Annotated in this window: 8 protein-coding genes; 1 reads left to right on the top strand and 7 read right to left on the bottom strand. The window is 71.5% G+C overall.

Translation table 11 applies throughout. From position 1 onward, the window contains the following. Window positions 1-41: 41 nt before the first annotated feature. Window positions 42-1,355 (bottom strand): DUF2793 domain-containing protein, encoded by a 1,314-nt coding sequence (locus FHG71_RS01060; protein ID WP_139079749.1) that lies wholly within the window; start codon window positions 1,353-1,355, stop codon window positions 42-44. A gap of 182 nt (window positions 1,356-1,537) precedes the next feature. On the opposite strand from FHG71_RS01060, the gene FHG71_RS01055 reads away from it, so the two are divergent. Then, window positions 1,538-2,353 (top strand): ABC transporter permease, encoded by an 816-nt coding sequence (locus FHG71_RS01055; RefSeq protein ID WP_246045290.1) that lies wholly within the window; start codon window positions 1,538-1,540, stop codon window positions 2,351-2,353. A 22-nt stretch (window positions 2,354-2,375) separates the two neighbouring features. On the opposite strand, the gene FHG71_RS24505 is transcribed toward FHG71_RS01055, so the two are convergent. The 6 genes from FHG71_RS24505 to FHG71_RS01025 all read right to left on the bottom strand — a co-directional run bounded on the left by FHG71_RS24505 (window position 2,376) and on the right by FHG71_RS01025 (window position 12,101). Then, window positions 2,376-3,746, bottom strand: coding sequence for a M10 family metallopeptidase (locus tag FHG71_RS24505; protein ID WP_139079748.1), 1,371 nt, complete (start codon window positions 3,744-3,746; stop codon window positions 2,376-2,378). A gap of 203 nt (window positions 3,747-3,949) precedes the next feature. Then, window positions 3,950-5,374, bottom strand: a complete 1,425-nt coding sequence (gene cysG, locus FHG71_RS01045; RefSeq protein ID WP_139079747.1) for a siroheme synthase CysG — start codon at window positions 5,372-5,374, stop codon at window positions 3,950-3,952. Beyond that, on the bottom strand, window positions 5,346-8,000 hold the full coding sequence (locus FHG71_RS01040; RefSeq protein WP_139079746.1) for a nitrate reductase: 2,655 nt from the start codon (window positions 7,998-8,000) through the stop codon (window positions 5,346-5,348). The genes cysG and FHG71_RS01040 overlap by 29 nt, the downstream gene beginning before the upstream one ends. After that, entirely contained in the window at window positions 7,997-8,332 is a 336-nt protein-coding gene (nirD, locus tag FHG71_RS01035) for a nitrite reductase small subunit NirD (protein WP_139079745.1), read from the bottom strand. Before nirD ends, FHG71_RS01040 begins: the two co-directional genes overlap by 4 nt. Beyond that, window positions 8,329-10,779 (bottom strand): nitrite reductase large subunit NirB, encoded by a 2,451-nt coding sequence (nirB, locus tag FHG71_RS01030; protein WP_139079744.1) that lies wholly within the window; start codon window positions 10,777-10,779, stop codon window positions 8,329-8,331. The genes nirD and nirB overlap by 4 nt, the downstream gene beginning before the upstream one ends. A 59-nt stretch (window positions 10,780-10,838) precedes the next feature. Then, window positions 10,839-12,101, bottom strand: coding sequence for an MFS transporter (locus FHG71_RS01025; RefSeq protein WP_218014001.1), 1,263 nt, complete (start codon window positions 12,099-12,101; stop codon window positions 10,839-10,841). Window positions 12,102-12,139: the final 38 nt, after the last annotated feature.

Below are 12,139 nucleotides of genomic sequence, written 5' to 3'. Positions count from 1 at the left end.
TTGCGGCGCGCCGGGCGAAATCGCGCGCATGTGCGGGCTTTTCAGTACCATCGGCCGATGGCCAGGACGTCGAGGCCGGACGCCACGCGGGAGTTCGACGTGCTCACGACCGCAAGCCCCACCGCGCTGGCCGTCTTGCCGATGGCGCGCGCGCAGAGCGCCGTGGTGCCGGTCGTGCCGGTGACGCCCGTCGTCACCACGAGGCCCGCCGTCGAGGCGAAGGGCTGGGGATAGGTCCAGAGCGTGTCGGCCGCGGTCCCGGTGTTTAGGCTGTGCCAGCAGGTCTGCGTGCCGTCCTGGTGGCGCAGCCAGCGGCCGTTGGCGTTGGAGCCGCTCTCCTGCAGGGAGCCGGCGGCCCAGCCGCTCCAGGCCCCGCCCGAGGGCCGCGCCCGGCCCAGGACAAGGCCGGGGTAGAGGCCGGGGGCGCTGCCCTGCTCGACGATCAGGAGCTGCGTCTCGCTCCCGTCGGCGCGGCGCGAATGGAGAAGCGTGGCGCGCTGGACGCCGGCGGGCGCGCCCGCGCTGCCCGACGCGGCGTCGTAGGCGTGGAGGCCCGCGGCGAGGCTGCCGTCGGTGGCCCCGGCGTTCCCGACCGGGGGCAAGGGGCCGCCCAGCCCGAAGGCGCCGGCGAGGAGGAGCCGGCCGGGCGTGGCGTCCGTGGGACCGGACTGGACGGCCGCCCCCGTCAGCGGCCCGTTCACCACCGCCCCCTGCGGCAGCGTCACGACGCCCGTCGTCCGGTCGGCTGCCAGCGCCGTGCGCCAGGCCGCGCCGTCCCCCACCTTGAGGCTGAAGTCGAGCCCGCCCATGAGCCCCATCTCGGCATGGCCGGTCCAGCCGGACTGGAACAGGAGGCTCGCGGTGTCGGTGGCCTCCGCCTTGTTCACCTTGAGCTGGTGGCCCGCGCCGGCATGGCTTAGCAGAGTGGCCGGCGCCGACACCGCGAGGCGGTTGGTGGCGTCGGACGCCGTGCCCACGCCCAGCCCGTCGAGATCCTGAAGCAGGCCCGCGCCGGTCCCGAGCGCCCGCCAGCCGCCATCGGTCCAGACGCGCAGGGCGCCCGCCGCCGCGTCCCAAGCGCGCCAGCCCTCGCGCGGGAGGAGGAACTGCCAGCCGGTGCCGTCCCAGAGCGCGAGCCGGCCGTCCTGACCGGCCCAGTCGCCTTGCGCCCCGGCCGCCAGCGCGTGGACGTCGCCCGCCTGCGGTGCCGCCGGGGGCTGGGTCGCGCCGAAGGACAGGACCGAAAGCTGCACGGCCGCGTCGAGAAGCTGGAGCGCCTCGTTGTGGGTGACATGCTTCTGGGCTTGGGCGGGCTGGAGATAGGGCAGGGACAGGCGGGGCGAGGTCGAGGGCATGGGGACGATCCTTGGGTCGGGTTGACGCCTTCAGGATCGGCCCGAAAGGTTAACCATTCCTTCGACCACCGAACGGTCCTCCCCCGATTCGCGCAACACCCCGGCCTTGCATCCGGCGCGCCACGCGGGGATTATGCGGACCTCTGGCGGAGGGCCCGCTCCGCGCTGATCCAGGCCTGCCGATGTCGATCCCCGCCGACGCCCCCAAGCTCCGCTCCATCCACCGGCAGATGCGCTTCGCCACCCCTCGGGTGATCACGGCGCTCATGCTGCGGGAGATGACGACGACCTATGGCCGCAAGCCCGGCGGCTACATCTGGAGCATCCTTGAGCCGGTCGCAGGCATCGCGCTGATGAGCTGGATCTTCACCGCGGCCGGGGCGCGGCATCCGGGGCTCGGCACCAACTTCCCGATCTTCTACGCCACGGGCCTGCTGCCGTTGTTCGCCTACCTGCACCTCAACTCCCGCGTGATGCTGGCGCTGAGCTATTCGCGCCAGCTTCTGGCCTATCCGCGCGTGACGGTGACGGATGCGCTGGCCGCGCGTTTCCTTGTGGGGCTCATCACGGAGCTGCTGGTGGCCTACATCGTGCTGGCGGGCATCCTGATGCTGATGGACACGGGGACGCACCTGATCCTGCACCATGTCGTGCTGGGCTTCGCCATGGCGGCGGCTCTCGCGGCGGGGACGGGGGTGCTGAACTGCTTCCTCAACCACGTCTTCCCCGTTTGGGGCAGCGTCTGGGGGCTGTTCATGCGGCCGATGATCTTCGTGTCGGGGGCGCTGATCCTGCTCGACGCCCTGCCTCAGGAGTGGCAGCGCTGGCTGGTCTGGAACCCGCTGGTCCACATCATCGCCGAGGTGCGCAAGGGGTTCTATCACGGCTACACCCCGGCCTATGTGTCGCCGGCCTTCGTGTTCGGCATCGCACTGGTCTGCGGGGTGGTGGGGCTGCTTCTGGTCTGGCGCACCCATCGCGACCTCCTCGAGAACTGAGGAGGCCGCGCCGGGAGGGCGATCAGACGATCGCGAGGTCGTTCAACAGGATGGTGATGTTCGTCCGGTCGCGCAGGACCAGCACGTCGCCGTCGCCGAAGTTGAGCGCGACGTCGCCGTTGTTCAGCTTGGTGCCGAACTCCGTCAGGACCTGACCGACCGTGCGGCCGCCGCCCCAGAGCGCGTCGTTGAGCCGGATGGTGTCATCGTCGTTCTGGAAGCCCAGCACCACGTCGCGCCCGCCGGTGAAGAGGAAGGTGTCGTCGCCGTCGCCGCCGCTCAGGCGGTCGTTGCCCGAGCCGCCGTCCAAGAGGTCGTTGCCCGAGCCGCCGTTCAGGACGTCGTTGCCCGTGCCCCCGCGGAGCGTGTCGGCCCCACGGTCGCCGTTCAGCGTATCGGTGCCGGCCTGGCCCAGCATCCGGTCGCGCCCCACCTGTCCCCAGGCCCGGTCGTCGCCCGCCCCGAGCGTAAGGACGTTGTTCGCGCCATTGCCCGTGACCTTGTCCGCGCCCGAGCCCGCGACATAGTGCTCGATGGTGGTGCCGTGGGCGATGCCGAGATTGTCCCGGAGGCCGTAGACGCTCGAGAACCGGCCGCCGCCGAGGTTCACCGTCTGGGCGCGGGTGTCGTCGCCGAAGTGGATGGTGTCGGCGCCGCCGATGTCGAAGATGGTCATGGCGTTGCGCGACAGGTCGCCCGCCCCCGCGCCGAAGACCCCGTCGAGATAGGTCCCGAGGTCCGAATCCTTGCCCCAGCGGGTGTTGCCGGCGGTGGGGCCCTCGGTCGGGCGTCCGTAGATCTGCTGGATCGCCATGATGTCGGCCATCATCGGCGTGAGGAGGTTGGCCTTGCCGCCGGCGACGTTGGGGTTCTCGTCCTGGTCGAGGTAGGACATGACCGTCTGCTGCCAGCTGTCGTTCTGGAACAGCGCGTTGGCGTAGGTGCTGCCGCCCTCGTAGGTCGAGGGATGCCCCAGGCCCAGGGCGTGGCCGATCTCGTGCATGTAGGTGTGGAAGGCGTAGTCGCCGACCTTGGTGCCGTAGGTGCGGATCCAGTCCTCGCCGATGGTCACGGTGGCGGGGGCTTCGCCGTTCGGTCCCGAGACCATCTGCCCGCTCGAGGGAATGTAGAAGACGTCCGTGTCGGCGCCGGGCTCGACGTCGTTGATGACGATCTGCGCGCCGCTGCCCACCATCGAGAAGCGGACGTCGGCCACCGTCTCCCAGGCCGCGAGCGCGGACTTGGCGAGGGCCTTCTGCGTGTCGTTCAGCCCCACGAGGCTGACGGTGATCGTCGAGGTGTCGAACTGGTGGCGGCCCCCGTTCTTGTCGCCCCAGTAGCCGGTGACGAGATAATCGGAGAGGGTCTTGGTGGTGGCGGGCTGAGGGGCCATGGAGCTGCTTTCCTGCTTGGAGAACCGGGACCTGACTGCGGCGCGATCAGGCGCAGGCAAGTTGGACCCGAGGAAGGCAATCGTCGGGCCAAGAAGGGGCGGACGCGCGGCGCGTCTCCATCAGGGGCCTGTGCGAACCGGTGGGCAAGGGGCAAGGAGGCGTCCGGGTGCGCCCAAGCCGCAGTCCGGCGGAACCTTGCCGGTCAGGCGACGGCCTGACGGACAGCGGCCCGAGGCTCGGCGAAGGCGCGGCCGATCCCGAGGACGATGGGCTGGCGGAGGTCGCTGCGCCCGACCGCCGCCGGCAGCCCGGCCAGCGTCGTCCGCTCGGTCCGCTCGCCGGGGCGGCCCAGGGCCTGGCCCAGCGCCACGGGCGTGTCGGGGCCGAGCCCCCGGGCGAGGAGGCGGGCCGCGAGGTCCCCGGCCGTGCGCGCGCCCATGTAGACGACCGTCGTGGCCGTGGGGTCGGCGAGGGCGGACCAGTCCAGGTCCTCGGGCAGGCCGCCGTGCCGGCTGTGGCCGGTGACGAAGCGCACCGAGCGGGCATGGTCGCGGTGGGTGAGCGAGGTGCCGAGCGTGGCGGCGAGCGCCATGCCGGCGGTGATGCCCGGCACGACGTCGTAGGGCAGGCCATGGGCCCGCAACGCCGCCATCTCCTCGCCCGCGCGGCCGAAGATCATGGGGTCGCCGGACTTGAGCCGGACGACGCGGCGGCCCGCCTTTGCCAGCGTGACCATGAGGTCGTTGATCTCGGTCTGCTGGCAGGAGGGGCGGCCCGCGCGCTTGCCTACGAGGATGCGCTTGGCCTCGCGCCGGGCGAGCTCGAGGACGCCGTCCGAGACGAGGTCGTCGAAGAGGATCACGTCGGCGGACTGGAGGGCGCGGACGGCCTTGAGCGTGAGGTGCTCGGGGTCGCCGGGGCCCGCGCCCACGAAGGTGACGTGGCCGCCGGGGCGGGCGGGGGTGTCGAGGAGCCGCAGGAGGTCGGCCTCGGCCGTGGCCTCGGGCGCGGGGCCGAAGGCGCGGTCCACGACGGCCTCCCAGAAGGCGCGGCGGGCGGGGCCGGGGGCGAGGCGCTGGGCCACCGTGTCACGGAGCCGCTGGGCGAGCGCGCCCCATTGGCCGAGGGAGCGGGGCAGGAGCGTCTCGATCCGGCGGCGGACGGCCTGGCCCAGGATGGGCGCGGCGCCGGTGGTGGAGATGCCGACCACGACCGGCGAGCGGTTCACGACCGAGCCGAACTGGAACTGGCAGAAGGCCGGGTTGTCGATGACGTTGACGGGGACGGCGCTCGCGCGGGCGGCGTCCACGAAGGCCTGGGCGCGGGCGGGGTCCTCCTCGTCGGCGATGGCGAGGGCGCAGCCCGTCAGCAGGTCCGGGCTCCAGTCCCGCGCGAGGTGGCGGACGGCGCCAGCACGGACGAGGCGGGACATCTCCTCGTCGAGATGGGGGGCGGCGACGGTGACCTCGGCTCCGGCGGCGGCGAGAAGCTCGGCCTTCCAAGCCGCCGGGTCCGTGCCGCCCGCGACGAGCGCGCGCTTGCCGCGCAGGTCGAAGAAGACGGGCAGGACCGAGAGCGGTTCGACCCGGGCCGGAGCGTCACTCGGCGGCAAGGCGGCGATGGGCATGGATCAGCTCCCGGATCTCGGAGCGGCAAGAGCCGCAGTTGGTGCCGGCGCGGGTGGCCAGGCCCACCGCCTCGACGGTGGCGGCGCCGTTGCGGACGGCGCCCGCGATGTCGTTGACGCCCACGCCCAGGCAGGCGCAGACGATGCGGCCCCGATCGGGCAGGGGGACGGGCGCGCGGCCCGACAGGAGCGCGCGGCGGTCCAGGGGCGAGAGAGGCTGCCCCCCGGCCAGGAGCGCCAGCAGCCACGTCCGGTCGGGAAGTTGCCCCGGCGGAGCGACGAGCAGCGCCTCGGCAAGCCGCCCCTCGGCGTCGAGGGCCGCCGCGCGCCAGGTGCCCGCGCGCCGGTCGGCGTAGTCGATCAAGCCGTCGCGGGCGGCCGAGGGCAGGAGCGCGCGGGCCAGCATCACGCCCTCCTTGGGCGGCTCGGCCCCGGCCAGCTCGTAGGCCCAGCCACCCTCGACGCGGGCGCGGCTCCAGTGGAGGAGGCCCGTAGGCCGGATGTCGCGGTGCGTGAGCAGGAGGCCCGCCCAGCGGACGGGGGCCTTCGTCACCCGGACGGAGACGTGCTTCAGCTCGGGCTGGCCCGAGAGCGCGTCGGTCGCGGGGTTCGAGACGGAGCCGGCGGAGGCGCGGGCGGCGAAGAGACCGCTCCAGTGCATGGGCAGGAAAGCCTCGCCGGGGCGGAGCGCGTCACTGACGCGGAGGCGGGCGAGGGCCTCGCCGTAGGGGCTTTCCACACGAACGAGGTCGCCGTCCCGAAGGTCCTGCTCCTGCGCCTCGCGGCGGGCGAGATCGAGGACGGGTTCGGGGGCGTGCGTCATCAGGCGCGGGACATGGCCCGTGCGCGTCATCGTGTGCCACTGGTCGCGCAGGCGGCCCGAGTTGAGCGAAACGGGATAGTCGCGGTCCACGGGGCGAGCGGGCCCCTCCTGCCGGACGGCGACGAGGCGGGCGCGGCCGTCGGGCGTGGGAAAATGGTCGGCGAGGAGGCGCCCGCCGGCGGCCGCGTCGCGACGGACCGGCCATTGCAGGGGGGCCAGGGATTCATAGGCCGCGTCCGAGAGGTCCGACACGGACCCGAGGTCGAACAGGCGCTCGCCGTCGTTCTCGAAGGCCGAGAGGGCGGCGTGCTCGCGGAAGATCTCGGCACGGGTCCGATAGGGAAAGGCGTCCGCGTGGCCCAAGCGGCAGGCGACGTCGGTGATGATGTGCCAGTCGGGCCGGGCCTCGCCGGGGAGGGGGAGGAAGGCGCGCTGGCGGGAGATGCGGCGTTCGGAGTTGGTGACGGTGCCGTCCTTCTCGCCCCAGGCGGCGGCGGGGAGGAGGACGTCGGCGTAACGGGTCGTGTCGGTGCGGGTGATGTCCGAGACGACGACGAAGGGGCAGCGGGACAGCGCCTCACGCACCTTGCCGGCGTCGGGCATGGAGACGGCGGGGTTGGTGCCCATGATCCAGAGGGCTTTGATTTGGCCGGTGCGGGCGGCCTCGAAGAAATCCACGGCCTTGAGGCCGGGTTTCTGGGAGAGGCCAGGGGCGTTCCAGAAGCGCGACACGCGGTCGAGTTCGGGCTGCAAAAACCCCATGTGGGCGGCAAGCTGGTTGGCGAGGCCCCCGACCTCGCGCCCGCCCATGGCGTTGGGCTGGCCGGTGATGGAGAAGGGGCCGGTGCCCTCGCGCCCGATGCGGCCCGTGGCGAGGTGGCAGTTGAGGATCGCGTTGACCTTGTCGGTGCCGTGGGCCGACTGGTTCACGCCCTGGCTGTAGACGGTGACGGCTCGGTCCGTCTTGGCGAACCAGTCATAGAAGCGGGCGAGATCGGCGGGATGGACGTCGCAGCCCTTGAAGACGCGGGCGCGGTCGGAGGCGTCGGCCTGCGCGAGAGCGAGGGTCGCGTCGAAGCCGGTGGTGTGGCGGGCGATCCAGTCGGGCTCGGTGGCCCCCTGCGCCGCCAGATGCGCGAGGAGGCCGTTGAAGAGGAGCACGTCCGTGCCGGGGCGGATCGCGAGGTGGAGGTCGGCGTCCTCGGCCGTGGCGGAGCGGCGGGGGTCGACGACGACGATCCGGGTGCCGCGCGTCGCCCGCGCGGCGAGGAGGCGCTGATGCAGGACCGGATGGCACCAGGCGAGGTTGGAGCCTACGAGGACGACGAGGTCGGCCTGCTCCAGGTCCTCGTAGGTGCTGGGGACGATGTCTTCGCCGAAAGCGCGCTTGTGGCCCGCGACCGAGGAGGCCATGCAGAGGCGCGAGTTGGTGTCGATGTTGGCGGTGCCGATGAAGCCCTTCAGGAGCTTGTTGGCGACGTAGTAGTCCTCGGTCAGGAGCTGGCCGGAGACGTAGAAGCCGACGGAGTCGGGGCCGTGCTGCGCGATGGTCTCGGTGAAGCGATGCGCCACGAGGTCGAGGGCGGCGTCCCAGGAGGCGCGCTGGCCCTTGATCTCAGGGTGGAGGAGGCGACCGTCGAGCGCCATGGTCTCGCCCAGGGCCGAGCCCTTGGAGCAGAGGCGCCCGAAGTTCGAGGGGTGGTCCGGGTCGCCCCGGACGTGGACGCGGTCGCCCTCGACCCGGGCGAGGACGCCGCAGCCCACGCCGCAGTAGGGGCAGGTGGTCCGGACCTCTCCGCTCACGCCGCGACCCTCGCGCCGATGGCGGAGCGCAGGAGGAGAACGCGGGTGCCCTCGACCCGGACCGGGATGGTTTCGACCGCGCCCTCGTCGGCGCCCTGGGCCGCGCCGGTCTCCAGCGAGATGACCCAGTTGTGGAGCGGGCAGGTGACGGAGTGGCCGTGCACGATTCCTTCGGTCAGCGGGCCGCCCTTGTGGGGGCATTCGTTGCGGATCGCGAAGATGCGGTCATCGGCGGTGCGGAAGACGCCGATCTTGCCGGTGGGCGTCTGGACGCAGCGCGAACCGCGCAGGGGGAGGTCGTCCAGGGCGCCGATGTCGATCCAGATACTCATTCCGCAGCCTCCTGATAGCCGACAACCGCCATCGGCTTGAATTCGTGCTTGTCCTTGCCCGAGACGCGCTCGGACCAGGGGTCCACCTGGGCGAACTTCTGGGAGAACACGAAGCGGTCGAAGTACGACTTCCGCCGAGGGAGGTCGTCCATGATCTGGCGCCTGATCTCGGGGACGCCGATGCGCTTCGTCCACTTGTAGATGCGTTCGAGGTAGCGGCCCTGCTCGCGGTACATCTGGGTGAGGGCGACGACGATCTCGAGCGCCTCGTCCTCGGTGCTCGCGTGGCCCAGCACTTCGGTGCCCTTGATGTCGAGGCCGGCGGCGCCGGCGAAGTGGATCTCGTAGCCCGAGTCCACGCAGATCACGCCAATATCCTTGCAGGTGGCCTCGGCGCAGTTGCGGGGGCAGCCGGAGACGGCCAGCTTCAGTTTCGCGGGGGTCCAGGAGCCCCACATGAACTTCTCCAGCCGGATGCCGAGGCCGGTGGAGTCCTGCGTGCCGAAGCGGCACCACGTGCTGCCCACGCAGGTCTTCACCGTGCGGAGGCCCTTGGCATAGGCCTGGCCCGAGACGAAGCCCGCCTTGCCGAGGTCGGCCCAGACGGCGGGCAGGTCCTCCTTGCGGATGCCCAGCATGTCGATGCGCTGTCCGCCGGTGACCTTGACGGCGGGGATGTCGAACTTGTCCACCACGTCGGCGATGGCGCGAAGCTCATGGGACGAGGTCATGCCGCCCCACATCCGGGGGACCACGGAATAGGTGCCGTCCTTCTGGATGTTGGCGTGGACGCGTTCGTTGACGAAGCGGGACTGGTAGTCGTCGGCGTAGTCGGCGGGCCAGTCGCAGACGAGGTAGTAGTTGAGCGCCGGGCGGCATTTGGCGCAGCCGCAGGAGGTTTGCCACTCCAGTTCCTGCATGACGGCGGGGATGGTCTTGAGGCCCTTGGCGCGGATCAGGCGGCGCACCTCGTCGTGGCCATGGGTCGTGCAGGGGCACATCGGCTGGACGGTGGCGGGGTTGTAGCGGTCGCCCAGCTCCAGCTTCAGGAGCTTTTCGACGAGGCCCGTGCAGGTGCCGCAGGAGGCGGAAGCCTTGGTGTGGGCGCGCACGCCATCAAGGTCGGTCAGGCCCTTGGCGCGGATCGCGCCGGTGATCCTGCCCTTGCAGACGCCGTTGCAGCCGCAGATCTCGGCATCATCCGAGAGGGCCGCAACGGCCGCCAGAGGGTCCGCGGGGGCGCCCCCCTGGAAGGCCTGCCCGAAGATCAGCGTGTCCCGCATGTCGGACACGTCGGTGGCCTTTTTCTTGAGGTCGTTGAACCAGGCGCCGTCGGCGGTCTCTCCGTAAAGGACGGTGCCGACGATCCTGTTGTCCTTGAGGACGATGCGCTTGTAGACGCCCGCGCTCGCGTCGCGGAGGACGATCTCCTCGCGGTCGTCGCCCTCGGCGAAGTCGCCGAGCGAGTAGAGGTCGATGCCGGTCACCTTGAGCTTGGTGGGCGTGTCCTGGTGGACGAAGCGGGGGGTCGTGTCGCCCGCGAGGTGGGCGGCGAGGACGCGGGCCTGCTCGTAGAGCGGGGCCACGAGGCCGTAGACCTGCCCGCCGACCTCGGCGCATTCGCCGAGCGCGAAGACGGCGGGATCAGAGGTCGCCATGGTGTCGGTCGTGACGATGCCGCGCGCGACCTCCAGCCCGGCGTTCTTGGCGATCTGAACGTTGGGGCGGATGCCCACGGCCATGACGACGAGCGAGGCCGGGATCTGCGTGCCGTCGGCCAGCTCGACGCCCTGCACGCGGTCGGTGCCCAGGATGGCCTTGGTGTTGGCCTTGGTGATGACGTGGATGCCGCGGCGCTTCAGCTCCTTCTCCAGCAGGTAGCCCGCGGCGGGATCGAGCTGGCGCTCCATCAGCGTGGGCATGACGTGGAGGACGGTGACCTCCATGCCCCGCGCCTTGAGGCCCGCCGCCGCTTCGAGGCCCAGGAGCCCCCCGCCGATGACCACGGCGCGGCCGCCCCGTTCGGTCGCGTCCAGCATCTTCTCGACGTCGTCGAGGTCGCGGTAGGCCAGAACTCCGGCAAGATCCTTGCCCGGGACGGGGATCATGAAAGGGTTGGAGCCGGTGGCGATCACGAGGCGGTCATAGGCCGCCGTGATGCCCCCATCCGAGGTCACGGTCCTCGCGTCGCGGTCGATTCCCGTGATCCGGTGGCCGCGATGGAGCGTGATGCCGTGGGCGGCGTACCAGGCGTCGTCGTGGATGACGATGTCGTCGTAGGTCTTCTCGCCCGAGAGCACGGGCGACAGCATGATGCGGTCGTAGTTCACCCGGGGCTCGGCGTTGAAGATGGTCACGTCATGGGCGCCGGGCGCGGCCTCGATGAGGTGCTCCAGCATCCGGCCCGGAGCCATGCCGTTGCCGATGATGACGAGGCGTTCGGTCATTGCGGGGGTCCTTGGGTTCGGGACAGGGGCGCGGCGGAGGGGGCCGCCGCGGAACGGGGTCACTCGGCCGGAACGGGGGCGGCTTCCAGGCGCCGGACGGTGGCGGTCATCCAGGCGAAGCAGGCGGCGATCAGGACGAAGAGAAGCATGAAGCAGCTCGACGCGAGGCCGGTCGTGTCCTTCAGCGCGCCGAAGGCCAGCGGCAGGACGAAGCCGCCCAGGCCCCCGATCATGCCGACGAGGCCGCCCACGGCGCCCACGTTGCCGGGATAGTAGGCGGGGATGTGCTTGTAGACGGCGGCCTTGCCGAGCGACATGAAGAAGCCCAGGACAAAGGTCACGGCCATGAACAGGGGCCAGGCGAGCGTGGCGGTGGCGGCGACCGAGCCGTCCGGCGCGGCGAAGGTCGAGGGGGTCGACAGGACCAGCGTGCAGAGGCCCGAGACGGCCAGGGTCCACCACAGCACCTTGCGGGCCCCGATCCGGTCCGACAGCACGCCGCCGTAGGCGCGGAAGATCGAGCCGGGGATCGAGTAGGCGGCGCCGATCAGGCCGGCGGTCGCGATGTCGAAGCCGTAGACGCCCACCAGGTAGCGCGGCAGCCAGAGCGCGAGCGCGACGAAGGCGCCGAAGGTGAAGAAGTAGTAGAGCGAGAAGCGCCAGACGCGAAGGTCCCGGAGCGGCTCGAACTCCTTGAGGAAGGGGCGCGGCGGGGGCACCTCGCCCTTCCGGCGGGCGCGGATCACGGGGTCGTCCTCGGTCGTGAGCCAGAAGACCACGGCCATGACCGCGAGCGCGGCGGCCCAGACGAGCGCGACCGTCTGCCAGCCGTAGGCCACGAGGACGAAGGGCGCGACGAACTTGGTAACGGCGGCGCCCACGTTGCCCACGCCGAAGATGCCCAGCGCCGTGCCCTGCTTGCCCGCGGGGTAGAAGCGCGACACATAGGCCACGCCCACCGCGAAGGAGCCGCCCGCGAGGCCCACGCCCAGCCCGGCGAGGAGCATCTGCGGGTAGGTCTGCGCGAAGGACAGCAGGGCCGTGGCCAGCGCCGCCGAGAGCATGGTCGCCGTGTAGACGATCCGGCCGCCGAAGCGGTCCGTCCAGATGCCGAGGACGAGGCGCACGAGCGAGCCTGAAAGGACGGGAACGCCGATCAGGAGGCCGAAGGCGGTCTCGGACAGGCCCAGGTCCTCCTTTATCCGGATGCCGATGATCGAGAAGATCGTCCAGACCGCGAAACAGACCGTGAAGGCGGTGGTGGACATCGCGAGCGCCCGGTGGGGCGATCCGGGGTCGTGGTGGGCCTGGGCGTCGGACATGCGAACTCCTTGGCGCGGAGAGGCGCGCGGTGCGGGAA

The sequence above is a fragment of the Rubellimicrobium roseum genome, from assembly GCF_006152145.1.
Classification (GTDB): domain Bacteria; phylum Pseudomonadota; class Alphaproteobacteria; order Rhodobacterales; family Rhodobacteraceae; genus Rubellimicrobium; species Rubellimicrobium roseum.
This window is presented reverse-complemented; position numbering and strand designations above follow the sequence as displayed.